14 protein-coding genes are annotated in these 18,103 nt (G+C 69.4%); 5 read left to right on the top strand and 9 right to left on the bottom strand.

The features are described 5' to 3' along the window. Positions 1 to 12: 12 nt before the first annotated feature. The 3 genes from IL252_RS08710 to IL252_RS08720 all read left to right on the top strand — a co-directional run bounded on the left by IL252_RS08710 (position 13) and on the right by IL252_RS08720 (position 2,103). Entirely contained in the window at positions 13 to 276 is a 264-nt protein-coding gene (locus IL252_RS08710; RefSeq protein ID WP_208627670.1) for a hypothetical protein, read from the top strand. 67 nt (positions 277 to 343) lie between these two features. Beyond that, on the top strand, positions 344 to 1,273 hold the full coding sequence (locus IL252_RS08715; RefSeq protein ID WP_208627671.1) for an ABC transporter ATP-binding protein: 930 nt from the start codon (positions 344 to 346) through the stop codon (positions 1,271 to 1,273). Then, entirely contained in the window at positions 1,270 to 2,103 is an 834-nt protein-coding gene (locus IL252_RS08720) for an ABC transporter permease (RefSeq protein WP_208627672.1), read from the top strand. The genes IL252_RS08715 and IL252_RS08720 overlap by 4 nt, the downstream gene beginning before the upstream one ends. A 19-nt stretch (positions 2,104 to 2,122) precedes the next feature. On the opposite strand, the gene ligA is transcribed toward IL252_RS08720, so the two are convergent. The 5 genes from ligA to IL252_RS08745 form a co-directional block, all read right to left on the bottom strand. Further along, positions 2,123 to 4,225 (bottom strand): NAD-dependent DNA ligase LigA, encoded by a 2,103-nt coding sequence (gene ligA / locus IL252_RS08725; protein WP_208627673.1) that lies wholly within the window; start codon positions 4,223 to 4,225, stop codon positions 2,123 to 2,125. Positions 4,226 to 4,361: 136 nt separating this feature from the next. Next, on the bottom strand, positions 4,362 to 5,510 hold the full coding sequence (locus IL252_RS08730) for a hypothetical protein (RefSeq protein ID WP_208627674.1): 1,149 nt from the start codon (positions 5,508 to 5,510) through the stop codon (positions 4,362 to 4,364). 355 nt (positions 5,511 to 5,865) lie between these two features. Then, positions 5,866 to 6,570 carry a bacteriorhodopsin gene (locus IL252_RS08735; protein WP_208627675.1) on the bottom strand — a complete coding sequence of 235 codons (705 nt, stop codon included), beginning with the start codon at positions 6,568 to 6,570 and terminating at the stop codon, positions 5,866 to 5,868. After that, positions 6,563 to 8,152 (bottom strand): methyl-accepting chemotaxis protein, encoded by a 1,590-nt coding sequence (locus IL252_RS08740; RefSeq protein ID WP_208627676.1) that lies wholly within the window; start codon positions 8,150 to 8,152, stop codon positions 6,563 to 6,565. The genes IL252_RS08735 and IL252_RS08740 overlap by 8 nt, the downstream gene beginning before the upstream one ends. A 115-nt stretch (positions 8,153 to 8,267) precedes the next feature. Beyond that, positions 8,268 to 9,380, bottom strand: a complete 1,113-nt coding sequence (locus IL252_RS08745; RefSeq protein ID WP_208627677.1) for an alanine--glyoxylate aminotransferase family protein — start codon at positions 9,378 to 9,380, stop codon at positions 8,268 to 8,270. Between the two features lie 301 nt (positions 9,381 to 9,681). Between IL252_RS08745 and IL252_RS08750 the strand changes: the two genes are divergently transcribed. After that, a complete protein-coding gene (locus IL252_RS08750) occupies positions 9,682 to 10,725 on the top strand; it encodes a DUF4397 domain-containing protein (RefSeq protein ID WP_208627678.1) in 1,044 nt (347 codons plus the stop codon). Positions 10,726 to 10,868: 143 nt separating this feature from the next. Beyond that, entirely contained in the window at positions 10,869 to 11,825 is a 957-nt protein-coding gene (locus tag IL252_RS08755; protein WP_153552120.1) for a MoxR family ATPase, read from the top strand. 44 nt (positions 11,826 to 11,869) lie between these two features. Here IL252_RS08755 and IL252_RS08760 read toward each other — a convergent pair whose 3' ends face one another. From IL252_RS08760 to IL252_RS08775, 4 genes are read right to left on the bottom strand one after another with little or no spacing between them, the layout of a single operon-like run. Continuing rightward, positions 11,870 to 13,477 carry a hypothetical protein gene (locus tag IL252_RS08760; RefSeq protein WP_208627679.1) on the bottom strand — a complete coding sequence of 536 codons (1,608 nt, stop codon included), beginning with the start codon at positions 13,475 to 13,477 and terminating at the stop codon, positions 11,870 to 11,872. Next, positions 13,474 to 14,811 carry a DUF58 domain-containing protein gene (locus IL252_RS08765; RefSeq protein WP_208627680.1) on the bottom strand — a complete coding sequence of 446 codons (1,338 nt, stop codon included), beginning with the start codon at positions 14,809 to 14,811 and terminating at the stop codon, positions 13,474 to 13,476. Before IL252_RS08765 ends, IL252_RS08760 begins: the two co-directional genes overlap by 4 nt. After that, entirely contained in the window at positions 14,808 to 15,434 is a 627-nt protein-coding gene (locus tag IL252_RS08770; protein ID WP_208627681.1) for a hypothetical protein, read from the bottom strand. The genes IL252_RS08765 and IL252_RS08770 overlap by 4 nt, the downstream gene beginning before the upstream one ends. Further along, positions 15,434 to 18,094 carry a transglutaminase domain-containing protein gene (locus tag IL252_RS08775; protein ID WP_208627682.1) on the bottom strand — a complete coding sequence of 887 codons (2,661 nt, stop codon included), beginning with the start codon at positions 18,092 to 18,094 and terminating at the stop codon, positions 15,434 to 15,436. The genes IL252_RS08770 and IL252_RS08775 overlap by 1 nt, the downstream gene beginning before the upstream one ends. Between the last annotated feature and the right edge of the window lie 9 nt (positions 18,095 to 18,103).

Below are 18,103 nucleotides of genomic sequence, written 5' to 3' on the forward strand. Positions count from 1 at the left end.
GAAGGGGGAGTAATGACCGAGACCGTGCAGTGCTGGCTGGTCGAACGGGACTACTGGGACAAGAACCTCGTGACGCTGGTGTACGCGACGCCGGACGGCGAGCGCGCACAGACGAGCCAGCGGTCGACGACGATGCTGCGCCAGCAGCCACCGACCGCGGCCACGGAGGTCCCGGTCGAGGACCTAGAGCCCGTCGAGGACGACGACGAACGCGAGCGGTACGCTCGCGAGGTCGAGCGGGTTCGCGAGCAGTTCGCTCCCGACGACGAGATATAGCGCCGCTAACCGGTGCGGCGAGTCAGTTCCACGAAGATTTTACGTCACCGGGGTAAATTCGGCGCGTATGGCTGCAATAGAACTGGACGGAGTAACGAAGCGGTTCGACGGCGTGACCGCGCTACAGGAGGTGGATCTCACCGTCGAAGAGGGTGAAATCTTCGGCTTCCTCGGCCCCAACGGCGCTGGGAAGTCGACGAGCATCAACATCCTGCTGGACTTCGTCCGGCCCACGGAGGGTCGCGCGGAGGTGCTGGGATACGACTCCTACGAGGACTCCACGCGGATCCGCGAACGGACCGGCGTCCTGCCGGAGGGGTACGACGTGTACGACCGCCTGACCGGGCTCCAGCACCTGGAGTTCGCGATCGAGTCGAAAGACGCCGACGACGACCCGCACGCACTTCTGGATCGGGTCGGCCTCAGCGAGGAAGATGCAAAGCGCAAGGCGGGGGGGTACTCCAAGGGGATGTCCCAGCGGCTCGTGCTGGCGATGGCGCTGGTCGGCGAGCCCGACCTGTTGATCCTCGACGAGCCCTCCTCCGGACTCGACCCCAACGGCGCGCGGATGATGCAGGAGATCGTCCGCGAGGAGAACGAACGCGGCGCGACGGTCTTCTTCTCGTCGCACATCCTCGGGCAGGTCGAGGCTGTCTGTGACACCATCGGGATCCTCAGAGAGGGCGAATTGGTCGCCAAAGACACCATCGAGGGGCTGCGCGAGGCCTACGACACCGGTCTCACGCTGACGGTCACCGTCGGCGGGACCGCGAGCCAGATCGACGACGGTGTGGCTGCCGTCCGGGCACTGGACGCCGTCTCCGACGTGCGTTCCGACAGCGACGCGATCACGGTCACCTGCGAGGGCGACCAGAAGATGGCGGTCCTGAACGCGCTGGAAGACGCCGAGGTCAGCGTCGAGGACTTCGAGACCGAGGAGGCGTCGCTCGACGACGTGTTCAGCTCCTACACCGAGCGCCAGGAGGCCGAAGCATGAGCTGGCAGGCCGTCGCGCGCAAGGACTTCCAGGACGCCTCGCGATCCTATCTCCTGTGGGGCCTGACGATCGGGTTCATCGCGCTGGTCTCGCTGGCTGCCGCGGTGCTCGGGTGGGTCCAGCCGGATCCCACCTCCACGGACATCCTGGGGGTTCTCCACATGCTGTTCCAGTACATCGTCCCGCTGATCGCGATCGCGATCTCGTTCGGGGCGATCGTCAACGAACGCGACTCCGGGTCGCTGAAGATTCTGTTGTCGCTGCCTCACTCCCGGACGGACGTGATCCTGGGGAAGGCGCTGGGCCGGACAGCCGCGTTCGTCGTCCCGCTCGTGCTGGGGATGCTCGTGCCAGCGGTGGCGCTGCTGGTCGTCGGCGTCGACTTCGAGGCAGCGAAGTACTTCGGCTATCTCCTGCTGGCGACGCTGTTCGGCGTCGCGTTCGTCTCCGTCGCGACGGGGATGTCCGCGACCTTCGAGTCCCGTTTCCGCGTGCTGCTCTCGGTCTTTGGCTTCTACTTCCTGTTCAACATCCTCTGGCGGGCGATCAACACCGCGTCGTTCGTTATCGTCCTCACACTCAGCGGCCAGTGGCCCAGCTGGATGCCCCTGACAGTCCAGGAGACCCTGCGTGTGTTCCAGTTGCTCAGCCCGACCGGCGACTTCCAGATCCTCCGACAGGCGCTGATGAACGACGTGCTGTTCGCCTCCGAGGTCGGCGAGGGACTCCCGGACTTCCGCCTCCAGCTGGGCGCGATGGCGATGTTGCTCGTCTGGATCACGCTGCCGATCCTGATCGGCATCCTCCGGTTCGAAGACGCCGACCTGTAGCCCTCTCGGGACCGCGCTCTCAGTTCTCGATGCCGCGATCGGCGAGCAGGTCCGCGAACGCCTCTTCGTCGATCGTCTCGACGCCTTCCGCCGCGGCGTCGTCACGCTTTGACTGTCCGGGGTTGTCGCCGACGACGAGATAGTCGGTGTTGCCCGAGACGCTGCTGGTCGCAGCGCCGCCGTGGGTCTCGACCAGTTCCTGTGCCTCGCTGCGGGTGTAGCCGTCGAGCGAGCCCGTGAACACGAACGTCAGCCCGTCGAGCGCGTCGCCGGTCTCCGTGTCGGCCGGCTGGGGGTCGACGTGGTCGAGCAGGTCGTCGAGCACCGCCTCGTTGCGCTCGCCACGGAAGAACTCGCAGATGCTCTCTGCGACGATCGGTCCCACGTCGTCGACGGCCTCGAACGCGTCCGTGTCGCCGGCCTCGCCGGCCTCGCGGATCGCCTCGAAGCTCCCGAACTCGCGGGCGAGGTTCCGGGCCGTGACCGTCCCCACCTCGTGGATGCCGAGCGCCACCAGGAAGTTCGCCAGCGGCGGCTCGCGGGTCGCGTCGACCTCCGCGACGAGGTTCTCGGCACTGCGCTGGCCCCACCCCTCGAGGGCGGCCAGTTCGTCGACGGTCAGATCGTAGAGGTCGGCCGGGCTCTCGACGAGCCCCGCGTCCAGGAGCGTCGCGACGGCCTTCTCGCCCACCCCCTCGATGTCCAGCGCGTCGCGGCTGGCGTAGTGTTCGATCGCGCGTTCGCGCTGAGCGGGACAAGCCAGGCCGCCGGTACAGAATGCCATCGGCCCGTCGCGCTCGACCGGGCTCTCACAGACCGGGCAGCGCTCGGGGAAGGCAAACGTCGCTTCGCCGCTCGACTCGACGACTTCGACCACGTCCGGGATCACGTCGCCGGCTCGCTTGATCCGCACCGTGTCACCGGCGTCGACGCTGAGCGCCTCGATCTGTGCGGGGTTGTGCAGCGACGCCCGCGAGACCGTGACGCCGCCGACCTCGACGGGATCGAGGAGCGCGACGGGCGTCAGCCGGCCGGTCCGACCCACCTGGACGGCAACGTCACGCAGCGTCGTCCGTTCCTTGCGCGCCGGGAACTTGTAGGCGAAGGCCCAGCGGGGGGCGCGACTCGTCGACCCCAGCAGGTCACAGGCGGCGCGGTCGTCGACCTTGATCACGACGCCGTCGATCTCGTAGTCCAGATCGTCCCTCGCGTCGAGCTGTCGGTCCCGGTAGTCGATGGCGGCGTCGATATCGTCGACCACGGCGGTCCGGTCACACACTCGCAGCCCCCACTCGGGGAACCGTTCGTGGAGCGCGCCGTGGGAGTCGAAGTCGACCGACGCGTCGAGCACGCCGAAGAAGAAGATAGAGAGCGGTCGCTCGGCCGTGATCGAGGGGTCGAGCTGGCGCAGCGTCCCCGCCGCGGCGTTGCGAGGGTTGGCGAAGGGGTCCTCGCCGCGTTCGATGCGCTCGCTGTTGTACTCGGTGAAGGCGTCGCGAGGGATGTACACTTCGCCCCGCACGGCGAGATAGTCGGGGTAGTCACCGCGCAGGCGCTGGGGGACGCTGGCGATCGTGCGGACGTTCTCGGTCACGTCCTCGCCGACCTCGCCGTCGCCGCGGGTGGCGGCCCGCTGGTACCGGCCGTCCTCGTAGACGATCTCGACGGAGAGCCCGTCGAACTTCGGCTCACAGAAGTAGTCGATCTCGTCCTCGTAGCCGGCGTCTGCCAGTCGATCCCGGACCTGGCGGTCGAACTCGCGGACCTCGTCGGCCTCGCCGCCCTGGTCGATCGATCCCATCGGCGCGACGTGTTCGACGGACTGGAGTTCGTCCAGCGGCTCGCCCCCGACGCGCTGGGTGGGGCTGTCCGCGCGGTCGAGGTCGAAGGCGTCTTCGAGGGCTTCGAGCCGCGAAAAGAGGGCGTCGTAGGCCCGATCCCCGATCACCGGATCGGCCAGCACGTAGTAGCGGTAGTCGTGGTACCGGATCGCCTCGCGGAGCGCCGCGGCCTGCTCGCGGGCCGCGTCGTCGGTCAGGCCGTCGATGGGATCGAACTCGGTGGGCGGATCCTCGACGTAGTGGTTGTCCGGTGGTGGTGTCGGCTCCGTCTCCGAACTCATACGCTGTGGGTGTGGCCGTCGGGGGTTAAAAGAAGCTATCCCGAAAGCGGTGGGAGGACGGGCGGCGGGCGACGGGTCAGCGGGGCGTGTGGGCAAGCGATCGACGCGTTATACCGTCGACGGCAGTAGGACGGCCTTACCGGGGGCATCCCACGTCCGGGTCGGGCTCGTCGCTACCGTAGTGGTTGGCCTCGTACTCGACGTTCGCCCAGTCGCTCGTGTGGACCTGCGTGATCGCGCTGCCGTCCCAGTCGGCGGGGGTCGACTTCGGCTCGTCGGCGTTGTAGAACCAGTTGTGATGAATCGCGGCCACGTCGTCGGGCGTGCCCCGGATCGCGACCGCTTCCGGTTCGCCGCCGTCCTGGACGTGGGAGACGGCCTCGACGGTGTTGTGGTGGATCTCCATGGTCGTCCCGCCGGGCTCGTGCTGGTCGATGACGTGATCGATCGTCTCCGGTCCGAAGTGGTTGTACCGGGCGGTGTAGCCGCAGTTGCCGCTGCCGGCGACGCTGTGGCGGTTGTAGTTGAAGTAGTTGTACTCGATCAGAGGCTCGCCCCGGGTGACGCTGACGCCGTAGCCCAGGCCGTCCATCGGGTTGTGGTGGACGTCGTTGTGGTGGACGTGGGTGTCGGTGAAGGGTCGGATGGCAGCGTGGGAGAAGCCGAAGACTTCGTTGTTGTCGATCTCGACGCCGCTCTCGGCGACCTGTAGCCCGATACTGACCGGTCCGTCGGTAAGGTCGACGTACTCGTCGTACTGGCCGCTGACGCGCAGGCCGGTCACGCGAGCGTTCGCGCGGACGACGAACATCGGCCACGGGAGATCGGTCGTCTGGAGGTGGCCGCCGGGAGCGCCGTCGATCCCGCGATCCGAGGCCAGCGTGACGCCCTCGGGGATCGACCACTCCGCACCGCCCATGTCGATGGTCGCGTCCCCAGCGACGTACACCACGTCGCCACTAGACGCGTTGCCCAGCGCGTCCTGGAGTTCGCTCCGCGTACCGACGGTAACGTCCGCCTGATCCGGTTCGACGGTGTTCTCGTACCCGGTGCCGCCGCCGACGACCGGTGCCTCGTCGGTGTCGCTCTCGCCCGCCGGTTCCGACGCGCGGCCGGTCACGTCGTCGTCGGCCGCCGCGGCCGACTCGGCGTCGCGTGCGCTGGCAGCGCCGACGCCAGCGCCACTCATGAGCATCAATCCGGTCAGTTCCAGACAGCGGCGTCGGCTGACGGGGAGCTCTGTCGTCGGTGCAGTACGGTTCCGGTCGCCGTTAGGTTCCGGCATAGTCGAGTACAGTGATCTTACCGTTAAAGGGAATTTTTACGGGGTGGCAACCGGGTTGTCACACCCACAGCCCAGCGACGGTCGGACGCTCGGCAGTTGCTTGCCAGTTCGGTGCGAGCCGGCCGGGGCGAGAACGTCTCGCTTACCTCGCCACAGGTTCGGGTTATCGAGAGTAAGCAGTGATTACGGGCCAGAGAGTGCTTCTCGTCGCCACCTCGCTGCCGGTGACAGCACGGTGCGCGCGAGCGACGGCGTCCCGTCAGCCGACAGTATCATACGGATTATTGTGGATCTTTACCGGATCAACCGCACGACAGTGTGCGGTCGACCGGGCAAACGGCTACAATAATCCGTATCAGTCGGCCGGCGTCGCCTCGGACGCGGTCGACGGACGCAACGACACGTCCCCGACGGCGTCGAGATTCGCGAAGAGGAAGCCGGCAAAACCGACACGGAGGAGCACCGTCATGTACTGCTGGACGATCAGCGTGGTGAAGTTGTCGAAGATACCGAACAGTGCCAGAAGGACGAAGACGACGAACATGCCAACGATGAACAGCAACAGGTTCCGGGCCTTCCAGTGGAGGAGCCGGGGCTGTTCGGGGACCGCCTGCGCTCGTCGCCAGATCGGACCGAGCAAGAAGGCAGCGAGGGCGAGATGGCCACCCACGAGGATCACCAGGCCGAGCAGCGCGATGGGTCCGTCAGTGACCGTCGCGACCTCGAAGCCGAGACGCTGGGCGACCGGCGTGAACACGATAGCGGCGAGCGCACGACCGTTGATACCCGCAAGGCGAGCCATCACGGCGTACAGTAACATGTAGGCCACCAGATCGTCGAGGACCGAGGGAACCACGACCTCGCCGGTTCCGACCGGCACCGTCCCGACGCCGGCCGCGACCAGCGCCGTCGCCACGGCGGCAAAACCGACGACGAAGAGGACTGGCCGACAGAACGCCCGCTGGTCGTCTGGAACACGGCGATACCAGGCCAGCAGTACCATCAGCGCGACAACGTAGACGCCAGCTCTGAAGCCGTGGAGCGTCGCAGCCTCAATCATCGTCGTCACCCGCCGTTGCGCTCGCGGTTTGCACTGTCCCGGCAGTGCCCGTGTCTCTGGTCTCGAACGAGTCCAGCAGTGCCATCAGGTCGGCCGTCTGGTCGCTCAGCTCGTCGGCGCGCTTGCGAACGCCACGCATCGTCGACGCCGTCTGCTCGGCCGTGTCGGCCAGCTCGTTCGAGCGAGTCGCCACCTGCTGGGCGGAGTCGGCGACCTGGTCGAGCGCCGCCGAGACCTCCTCGGTGGCGGCCGCACCGTCGTCGGTCGCACGGGCGATCTCCGCCATCGCGTCGTCCACGTCGTCGACGGTCTCGGTCAGCGTGCCAAGCGTCTCTCCGGCTTCGGTCACCGTCTCGACGCCGTCGTCGATCCGGCGGCGCGTCAGCGCCATCTCCTCGGTCACGTCGTCCACGTCGTCGCGGGCACCGTCGACGATCGACTCGATCTCGTCGATGGCGTCCTGAGTCTGCTCGGCCAGCCCCTTCACCTCGTCGGCGACGACGGCGAACCCGTCGCCACCGCTCCCGGCGTGGGAGGCCTCGATGTTGGCGTTGAGCGCGAGCATGTCGGTCTGCTGGGCGATCTCGTCGATGAGTCCCGTCGTCTCCGCGACCTCGTCCATCCGGTCGTCGAGGGCGGTGACGAGCCGGTCGAGTTCGTCGACGGCGTCGGCGACGTGTTCGATCGTCTCGACTGCCTCCTCGGTGCGCTCTGCGCCGACCTCACCGACCTCGGCGGCTTCGGTCGCCCGTCCTGCGACCTCGTCGGTCGTCGAAGCGACTTCCTCGATCGTCGCCGAGAGGTCGTTCGTCTCGGCGACCGCGCTCTGGAGGCGTTCGGCCTGTCCGGACACGTCACTGGCGAGTTCACGGATGTCGGTCGCCAGCGACTCGTTGAGGCGCTCGACCTCGGCGGCGTCCTCGGCGACGGCCCCGCTGGTCTCTTCGACCGTCGTCGCGAAGGCCCGAATCTCGCCGACGGTCTCGGAGAGGTCGACGGTCATCTCCTCGTAGGCGTCGGCGATCCGCTCGATCGCGTCGACCTCGCTGTCGGCCGTCAGCCGCGTGGTGAAGTCGCCGTCGGCGGCGGCCGCCATCGCGTCCCCGATCGTCTCGGCCTGGTCGACCAGCTGGTCGTTGAACTCTTCGGCCTCGGCGCGGGCCGTTTCGGCCTCCGACTTTGCCTGTTCGGCCTCTTTGCGAGCGGCCTCCGACTCGTCGAAGGCCGACGTGAGCGAGTCGCGCATGCTGTCGAACGCGTCGGCGAGCCGCCCGAACTCGTCGGCCCGATCGACCTCGGGGGTGGCGTCGAGGTCGCCGTCCTCGATCGCGGCGGCCGCGTCGGTGAGCTGTCTGAGCTCGACCGCGACGTTGCCGGCCAACACGATGCCGAGCAAGCCGAGGTTGAGCGTGAGGACGAAGATCGTCCCCGCGAGCCCGGCGAGGCCGGCCTCCGGCGAGGTGGCGACGTGGCCAGCGAAGACCGCGCCGAAGCCGACTGTCACTCCCAACGTGATCGCCAGCGCCGTGCCGATTCGGCGGCTGTACTGCGAGGCGAGCCACGTGACTGTCCGTGATTGCATCTTACTGGGAACAAACTCGATACGACTCTTGAAGCTGTGGCCCCAGATTCCACAATTGATAACGTAGCGAGATTGCCTCGCTCACAGAGACGCCAGACAGCGTGCGACGGGTGCGTTACAGGTCCGCGACGTCCTCGATGGCGTCGGTCAGCGTCCGGATCGACTCGACGTCGTGTTCGCCCATGTGGCCGATCCGGAACGTCTCCTCGCCCAGCGCGGAGCCGTAGCCGTTCGAGAACACCATGTCGTACTTCTCGGAGACTTCCTCGATGGTGGCGGCCACGTCGATGCCTTGCGTGTTCTCGATACAGGAGACCGTCTGGGACTCGTAGCCCTCCTCGGGGAACATGTCGAAGTGATCGCGCGCCCACTCGCGGGTGTACTCGGCCATCTCGCGGTGGCGCTGGTCGCGGCCCTGGTGGCCCTCGTCGAGCATGTGCTTCATCTGCTTGCGGTAGGCCAGCATGATCGGGATGGCGGGCGTCGAGTGGGTCTGTCCCTTCCGGTCGTAGTAGTCCAGACAGCGCTGGAAGCCGCCGTACCACGAGGCGGACTCTTTCTCGATCTCGCGGTCGTAGGCGTCGTCGCTGACGACACAGACGGTCAGTCCCGGCGGCATGGCGAAGGCCTTCTGGGTGGAGGCGAAGATCACGTCGACGTTGTGCTGGTCGATGTCGACGTAGTCACCGCCAAGCGAGGAGACGGCGTCGACGACGAAGTAGGTGTCCGGGTACTCGGCGACCACGTCGCCGATCTCCTCGATCGGGTTGCGGACGCCGGTCGAAGACTCGTTCATCACCGTCGCGACCACGTCGTAGTGCTTGTCGCTGGCTTCCAGTTCCGCGCGGATGTCCTCGGGCTTGATCGCCTGTCCCCACTCGTATTCGAGTCGGTCCACGTCCTTGCCGAGACGCTCGGCGACGTTGGCGTGGCGCTCGCTGAAGCTGCCACAGGTCGGCACGAGGATGTTCTCGTCGACGAGGTTCAGCGTCGATGCCTCCCAGAACTCCGTCCCCGAGCCCGTGAGGATGATCACGTCGTTGTCGGTGCCGAGGAACGTCTTCGTGTCCTCGACGATGGTCGTGTAGAGGTCGGTCATCCGGTCCATCCGGTGGCCGAACATCGGCTGGGCCATCGCCTGGATCACGTCGTCGCGGACCTCGGTCGGGCCGGGAATGTACAGCGTCTTGTCGGGATAGTCGTCCGTGTATTCGCTTTTTTTCGTCACTGAAGCCACCTCTGAGTGTTGTGAACGGTCGTCGCCGAACGGTATGGTAGTTGTGATACCGTCCGCTCGACGGCCAGTAACCTCGCCTTATCTCCGCTGGCGGCGTCGCCCGGTCGATACGGTTCGCTTTCCGGGTCCCCGCGGTGGGATCGTGCCGGCAAACAAGCGGTCGTTATCGAACGAGCGCGGAACAAACGACCGGCTTACTCCGGAGCACCGTGGCGGGCACGGGACAGCGGCGCTGGCGGGCGAGCGCTTGCTCTCGCATAACAAAGGGGGAGAGGGTGGATGACTCCACTGCATGCCAGACAACACACGCAGTACCGCACTCGTATTGGTCCTCTCGGTCGCGCTCGTGGCGAGCGCGGCCTTCGTCGGGGTCGGCTTCGGCCAGCAGGCCGAGGACGACGCCGACGACACAGAGTTGAGCACACAGAACACGTCGTACCTGCGCATCGCCCACGCCGCGCCCGGTGCAGCGTCGGTCGACGTCTCCGTCGACAACGAGACCGTCGCCGAGGGCGTCGCGTTCGACACGTTCAGCGACTACATCGCCCTGGAGTCGGGCAACCACACGATAACGGTCTCCGTCGTCGACACGCCCGACGAGGTCGTGTTCAACGAGACCGTCGACCTCGAACCGCGGTCGGTGACGACCGTGACCGCGGCGATCGCCGCAAACGACAGCGAGGGTGGGGTCGTCCCCGTGGCCTACGACGATAGCGCCGCGACCCCGGCAGACGACGAGGCTGCACTCCGGATCGCTCACCTCTCGCCGAACGCGCCGGCAGTCGATATCGTCGCCGTCGAGAGCGGCGAGGACAACGCCACCGAGGAGACGGCGACCGAGACGGAGGCAAACGAGACCGACGAAGAGACCGCAACTGAGGAGGAAGAAGCGACCGGCGAGATGGTCCTCGCGGAGAACGTCTCGTACACCGAGGCGACCGAGTACGCGAACGTCCCGGCCGGCGACTACACCGTCGAGGTCAGAGTCGCGGCCGAGGACAACGACGGATCGGTCGTCGCCAGTACGGACCTCACCCTGGAGAGCGGCGTCGCCCACACCGCGTGGGCGCTCGGGAACGTCCCCGAGGACGGCGAGGAGATGCCACCGACCTTCCGCGTCGTAACGACCCAGGACGCAAGCAGGACGATCGACTTCCCGGGCGCGGGAAACGAGACTGAAGGGACGGACACCGAAACGGAATCCGAGGAAGAAGAGACGACTGAGGAAGAGACCACCGAGGAAGAAACCACCGAGGAAGAGACCACCGAGGAAGAAACCACCGAGGAAGAAGCAACGACCGACGAGGAAGCGACAGAGACCGAAGCCGCGACGTAGCCGTCCACCCTCGCTTTTTGCGTAGCTCTCCTTCGCTCCCGTGAGGGGTTCGTATAACCGGTTCGCTCGATTCTCGCTCAGCGGGCCGGCGACCACCCGGCGGTTCGACCAGACTTATGCCGTCGCTGGCCGAGCACTCGCGTATGGATCACGAGACCGCCGGCCGGGCCTGCGCCGAGATTCTCGACGCCGTCGGGAGCGCGGTGATCGCCGAGGACGCCTTCCTGGAGGGCGTGTTGACCGGCATCCTCGCACGGGGCCACGTCCTGCTGGAGGACGTGCCCGGCACCGGCAAGACGCTGACCGCCCGGAGCTTCGCGAACGCGCTCGATCTCTCGTTCAACCGCATCCAGTTCACGCCGGACCTGTTGCCGGCCGACATCACCGGCTCGAACGTCTACAACGAGGGGACGGGGAGCTTCGAGTTCGCGCCGGGGCCGATCTTCGCCAACGTCGTGCTGGCCGACGAGATCAACCGCGCGCCGCCCAAGACACAGGCCGCGCTGCTGGAGGCGATGGGCGAGGGCCAGGTCACCGTCGACGGCGAGACCCACGCGCTGCCCGAGCCGTTCTTCGTCATCGCGACCCAGAACCCCGTCGAGCAGGAGGGGACCTTCGGGCTACCCGAGGCCCAGCGAGACCGATTCGTCGTCAAGACCGCGATGGGCTACCCCGACTTCGACGGCGAGCGAGCGCTGATCGACCGGCGGGCCGACCGCACCGCACAGGCACCGAGCGTCACCGCCATCGTCGACGCCGAGCGGATCCCCGACCTCCAGCGCGTCGCCGAGACCGTCACCGTCGACGGGAAACTCAGGGACTACGTGGTGGAACTCGGGCGGGCGACCCGCGCCGACGAGCGCGTCGACGTGGGCGTCTCCCCGCGCGGAATCCAGCGGCTGTTCGAGGCCGCGCGCGCTCGCGCCGTCATCGAAGGGCGGGACTACGTCGTCCCCGAGGACGTACAGCGAGTCGTCCGAGACGTGTTCGCTCACCGACTGGTGCTGACCGCCGACGCGAGCGTCCGCGAGGTGGATCCCGACGAGGTGGTCCGAGACGTACTCGACCGGATCGAGGTGCCGGCCGTCTCGCCGACCTGAGACGGATTATTGCCGGTCTGTCCCGGCGACACCAGCGCTGTCCGTCAGCGCAGCGCGACCAGCAACGCCAACAGCCCCGCGACGGCGACGACCAAGCCCGCGACGACGGCCCCGTCGGCGACGGTGACCGCGCCGACGGCGGCGTCGGTCACGGCCACGGCGACGGCGACGCCGACCCCGCCGACGGCCAGCGTTCCGGTCGTGTGGACCAGTTCTGCCCGGCGGGTGTCGGCCCGCTGTCCGATCTCCTCGCCCAGCGTCGTCCCGAACTCGCCCACGTCCCAGACGAGGACGGCGGCGACGAGGCTTCCAAACAGCAGCGCCGTCGGCACGCCGACGACGCCCGCGAACGCCGCGATTTCGAAGAGTGCGGCACTGGCGATCCCGACGCCGGCAGTGCGGTCGTCGAGGTACTTCGTGAGCAAGACGAGCCACAGACACATCGCCACGACCGCGGCGACCAGCAACACGAAGCCGACGCCGGCCAGGACGATCGGGACCGGGCCGTAGAAGTCGACGACGGAGCCGGACAGCTCGCGAAACTGCGGGCCGAACTCGCCGGGCAGCGTCGCCGCGACCCAGCCGCGAGCCGCCGACAGGACCGGGCCGGCGACGAGGGCGGCCGCGACGAGCACCCCGCTCCCGGCCGCGAAGGGCGCGACTGCGGCCCCGATCCGGTCGGCCGAGGTCTGGGCGGTCCGCCGGAGCAGCGCGACGGCGACCAGCGTCGCGACACAGAGGACGATCACACGCCACGCGAGCCTGCGAGCCGGCGGCGCGGTCGTCACCGCCGTCAGCAGGTCGAAGACCGGGGGCGTCACCACCGACTGGAGTCGCTCGGGCGGGAACACGTAGTCGGTGAAGAACCCGACGGGGACGCCGAACCCGGCGAGGACGGCCGCCCGGAGCAGCCACGACCGGGCGCTCGCGACGGCGCGCTCGACCGCCGGGTCGGTCGTGAGTTCGGTGAGCGGCAGGGCACCGACGGTCCGTCGGACGACGAGGAACGTGGCCGCGACGAGCAACAGGAACGTCGTCACGCTGGGTCGGACCGCTGGGGGCTCGAAGACAATCGTCGTGGTCGTCCGGAGCACGTCGCCGAGGACGGCCCCGACACCCGGTGCGTCGCGGGTGGCTTCGAGATACCGGAGGGCCTCGCTGGCGACGAGGACCAGTCCCACACCGAGCGGCGGTATCGTCGTCTTCAGCGACGCCTCGGCGGTCCGCCTGGCCGTGTCCCGATCGAGGACGTGTCCGATCGCCACGCTCGCGCCGAAGACGGCCGCGGCCGCCCCGACGACGACCATCGCGCGGGCCGACAGGTCGACGACGGTCGCCGGCAGCCGGGACAGCGACTCGACGGGGAACAGAACGCCCGCCAGGACGATGACGGTCCCGACCGTCGCAGCGACGACGCCGAGCCCGATCGGGAGCGCAAGCAGGCTGGTCAGGACGGTTCCCAGCGTCTGGTGGCGTTTCCAGCCGGCGGTCCAGACCGCCAGTGCGAGCGCGACCGCGCCGGCCCCGCCGAGCGCGGCCGGCACCGCGACGCCGATCGCTCGCACGAGCACCGTCGCTGTCAGCAGCGTGACGAACACGACCAGCCCCGTGCTCGCCGTCGTCGGCCGCCAGTCCGTGCGATCGTCGATCATCGGTTGAACAGCTCCGCGAGCGAGGCCCGCATGGCGATGTCGATCGGTTCGTCGAGGTCCCAGTCGATCAGCGTCGCCCCGCTCAGCTCCACCGACTGGAGGCGCAGTCGGCGTTCGAGCGCGACGACGGTCTGGGCCGGTCCCTCGCCGCGAGTGACGTCGGGACTGACGACGGTCGTCGGGTAGTTCCGCGCCCGGAGGCTCGTGATCAGTTCCGTCGGCCAGTCGTCGAGCAGCGGCGAGAAGACGACGACCTGGGCCGTCGGCGGGAGGCGAGCGAGCAGGGTCTCCACGTCGGGGGCGGTCCGATCCGTCGCGGTCTCGGCCCTCGCCTGCTCGCCGCCGTCGGGGGCGACGCTGTCGCGCGTGGCCGCCGACTGGACGCCGTCGAACAGACGACTCGCCTGCGGGCTCTCGACGCCGCCGTCGGGGTCGGCCCAGGCCAGTCCGTCCGGACCGAGCCCGCCCACGAGGTCCTCGTCGGCGAGCCCGACGGCAGTGATGCTGGCGACGACACTCGATCTGGCCAGGGCATCGAGCAGGCGCTCGGCGGCGTAGGCGGCCAGTTCCGCACCCGTCGGATACCCCGCTTCCGGCGTCACCCGCGTCGGGGGGCGTGCGTCGACGACGAGCACGGTGCGGACGGCCTGCTCCTCGCGGTACTCGACGGTCGTCAGTTCGCCGGTCTTGGCGAAGCGCCGCCAGTCGATCCGCGAGACCGGATCGCCCGACTGGTAGTCGCGGGTCGCGTGAAACTCCAGCCCGCTCCCGCCGCTGTCGGTCGGGAGCGTGCCGGCGCGGGGCAGCGTCGCGTCGGCAAGCGGTGCCTCGGCGACCACGTTGGCACAGGTCAGGGCGGTGTCGCCGGCCGCGGCGACCGTCGCCGTCGCGATCTCGGTGGCCGCCAGCGGCCGGATCCGAACGACGGGATCGTCGAAGGCGTAGGTCCCCCGCTTCGAGCGGACGGCGTACTCGACGGTCGTCGACTCGCCGGGCCGCAGCGAGCGACAGGCCCGCGGCGAGCCCGAGACGACGGTCAGTTCGGCGGGGACGCCGTCGACGATCCGAACGTCGGTCAGGGTCCGCCGGCCGGTGTTCTCGACGGTCAGCGTCACGTCGACCGGATCGCCCGGCGTCGGTGCGGCGGCGGCCACGGTCCGGTCGGCGTCGAGGTTGGCTCCCGACGGGACGCGCGAGAGCGCCCCGACAAGCACGTAGGCGAGGGGGATCGCCGCCCCCGCGAAGAGGGCCGGTTCGGCGGCCAGGAGACCGACGCTCAGTAGCGTCACCGTCCCCGCGAGCGGGACGCCCCAGCGTCGGACCCGGTCGGTCACGGCCACCCCTCCGTGAGTCCGCGCGTGGCGCTGACCGTGCGATGCAGTCGGCGTCGGCGCTCGGCCGCCGGATCGAGCCAGAGTCTGAGACGCGACCACAGCGAGTGCGACGGGCCGTTGTCGCCCGAGAGAACGGCCGCGGCGGTCCGGTCGTCGGTCCAGTCACCCCGCTCGACCGCTCGCCGGGCGGCCTCGGGGCCACAGCCGGCCGTCTGTGCGTAGGCCGCCGTCGCCGTCTCGCGAAACCGCTCGCGGACGGCGTCGAGCGCCTCGTCCTCGCCCGCGATGGCGTCGTCGATCGTCGCCGCCAGCGCCGCGCCGGTCCGACGCTGGCGTGCCGTCGTGACGGCCTCGGGCGGTTCCGCGGTCGCGGCGTCGAACGCGTCTCCGCCCTCGCCATCGCGGCTCGGCAGCGTCGCCGACCGGGCGGCGACGAGCAGGTAGAGCCCGGCGATGAGGCTGCCCCCCAGCAACAGCTGGCGCGCGTTCGCCGCCTCGCCGAGGGTCACGAGCGGAGCGACGGGCGCGACCGACAGCAGCGTCTCGGGAGCGAACAGCAGCCCGGCGGCCAACAGCGTCGCGACCGTCCCGACAACTCCGAACAGGACGACCCGGACCCGCATCAGTCGGCCACCTCCGGCTTGCCCTCGGGCGCGTCGCCGTCGGCGTCGTCGGCGCGCTCGACGGCGTCGTCGATCGCCGCCAGGGCCGCGTCGACGGCCGGCACTCGTTCGGTGGGTTCGCGCTGGCCGTACTCGACGGCCCGGAAGGCGTCGACGATCGTCCAGACCGCGTCGGCCGGGAGGTCGTCGACCTCGACGGCGTGGGCCGCGATCGCCTCGGGCGTCCGGCGCTCCGGCCGGGCCACCGAGACGTGCCCGAGGAACTGCGACCACCCCTCTCTGATCGTCGCGTGGGCGTCGTCGGACCCGGCGTCACCGTCGCCGGCTGGAGCCAGCGACTCGAAGCGGGCGGTCACCGTCGACTGGACGCCGCCCGACCGGTCCGCGAGCCAGCGCCGGAGCGCAGCCAGCAGCGCGGTCGGCGAGACGCGGCCGGTGACGAGCGCGCGCAGGTGGTCGACGGTCAGCGCCGCCCGTCGGTAGAGCTGCCGGATCGCGCGATCGAGCAGCGAGCCGATCCCCACCAGCGCGACGACGACCAACTGTCCGCTCCGGGCGAGCGCCGCCCCGATCCGTCGGGGCGTGACTCCGTAGCGGCGAGCCAGCGCGATCGCGGCGACGACGGCGACGAGGAGGGCGGTCACGACCGCCGCCAGGTTCGCGTACAGTCCCTCCAGGGCGGTCCGGCGAGACTGGCCGTACTGCGAGACCGCGACGGTCGCGCTGTCTGCCAGCGGCAGCGAGACCGTCGTCGTCCCGTCGACGCCGGTCGTCCCGATCCGTTCGCCGTCCAGCGCGACGGTCGCGCCGGCCGTCGGTTCGCCCGCCACGGTCGCGTTGACCCGGGCGTCGGTCAGCGGGAGGGCCAGCGGTGCCGTCGGCTCGACGCTCACGTTCAGCCGCCCGAGCGTGAGCGTCCTAGTGCCCTCGACGGCACCGCGACGCACTGCCAGGGTCGTCTCGCCGGGCTCCTCGGGCAGGCGCACGGTCGCCCGGCCCCGGTCGTCGGTCGTCGCGACCTGCTCGCCCGCCAGTGTCACCGCCGCCCGCCGGAGCGGTTCGCCGTCGACGAGCGCGACCACCGACACCTCGCTGCCGGTGGTGAGATCGCCGCTCACGGCGATCGCCGCGGTCGTGTTCAGCTCGAAGGTCTCGGTGTCGTGGGTCGCGGGGCCGGCCGGTCTGAAGAGCCGCCCGTTCTCGCGGCTCGGCGCGCCGTAGACGACCACCCGCTCGTCGGCGGTGCCGGCGATCGTCACGTTGAGCGTCGCGGCGTAGGGGACGGTGGCGGTCACGTTCCCGTCCGTGGCCGTGGCACCGACCGGCTCGCCGTTGAACAGGACCTGCGCGCCCATCACCGGAACGCCGTCTTCGGTGACGGTCACGGTCACCGGCACGCCGGGAACGGCCGTCCGGTTCAGCGACACGTCGTAGCCGCCGTCTGCGGTGTCGTCTTGCTCGGTCGGCGTGGCTGTCACCGTGTCCGTCGGCGTCGGCGTGTCGGTCGGTGACTGGTCCGTCGGAGCTGGTGTGGGTGTCGCCGTGGCCGGCTCGTCCAGCGCGGCCTGCTCCTGCTGGCGGCGCTCGTCGCCCGGCGTGGCGTCGAAGCGGACCCAGCCCACGTCGGGGAAGTACACCTCCGTCCAGGCGTGGGCGTTCATCCCTCGAACGGTGTAGCTGTTCTCGCCGACCTGCTCGCCGGTGGAGTAGCCGACGACGTAGCGGGCGGGAATGTCCTGACTGCGCAGCATCGCGACCATCGACGTGGCGAAGTACTCGCAGTACCCTGAATCCATGTCGAAGACGAACTGCGTCGCGACGCCGGCCTCCCGCTCGGGATCGTGGCTGGCGTTCAGCGAATAGGCCTTGTTCGATTCGAGCCACCGCTCGATCGTGCGAGCGGTCTCGTAGGGATCGTCGGCGTCGGCCGTCAGCTCGTCGGTGAACGCCCCGAGGCGGGCCTCGCTGTCGGCCGGGAGCTGGGTGTACCGGTCCTCGATCGCCGCCGGATACTCCCGGCCGGCCTGACTCAGTACGGCCGGATCGTCGGCCGGGCGCTGACTGACGCCGGTGTAGCTAGTCCCCTGCGGGACGGCCCCGTCGGCCGTGATCGCACCGTTCTCGGTGACCGAGACGCCCGGCCGAGAGATCTGGGTCGGCCGCCAGACGGTCGGGAGCGACGCGGCGCTCCGTTCGAGGGTCACCTCGTAGGTGACGCGGCCGTCGCGAGCGCCCTCGACGGGCAGTTCGCCCTCGACCGGCGTCGTCCCGCCGCGTCGCTCCCACCCCGCGCCCGTGTACTCGCCGTAGGCACCCGTCCGCCAGTAGCTTGCCTGCGTGCTCTGGACCCGGAAGTGGACTTCGTCGCTCTGTGATCGCAGGGCCGACTCGCCGCCCAGCGACCCGCCAACGTCGGTGCTGTCGCCGGGACTCAGCGCGCCGAGCCCGCCGCCACCGCCAGAGCCGCTGCCCCCCGACCCACCCCGGACCTCCTCGGGGATCGGGACCAGCGACGAGGCTGGCGTGTCGGTACCTGCCGGCGACAGCGCCGGCACCGCGGTCGTCGCCACCACGAGCGCGAGCAGCGTGACTACCACGAGCGCGACCCGCGAGTAGTCGCGCGTGCCGCCGACCTCGAAGAGAGATTCGTCATCTGCCATGGCTCGTCG

The sequence above is a fragment of the Halomicrobium sp. IBSBa genome (assembly GCF_017612575.1).
In the GTDB taxonomy this organism is placed as follows: domain Archaea; phylum Halobacteriota; class Halobacteria; order Halobacteriales; family Haloarculaceae; genus Halomicrobium.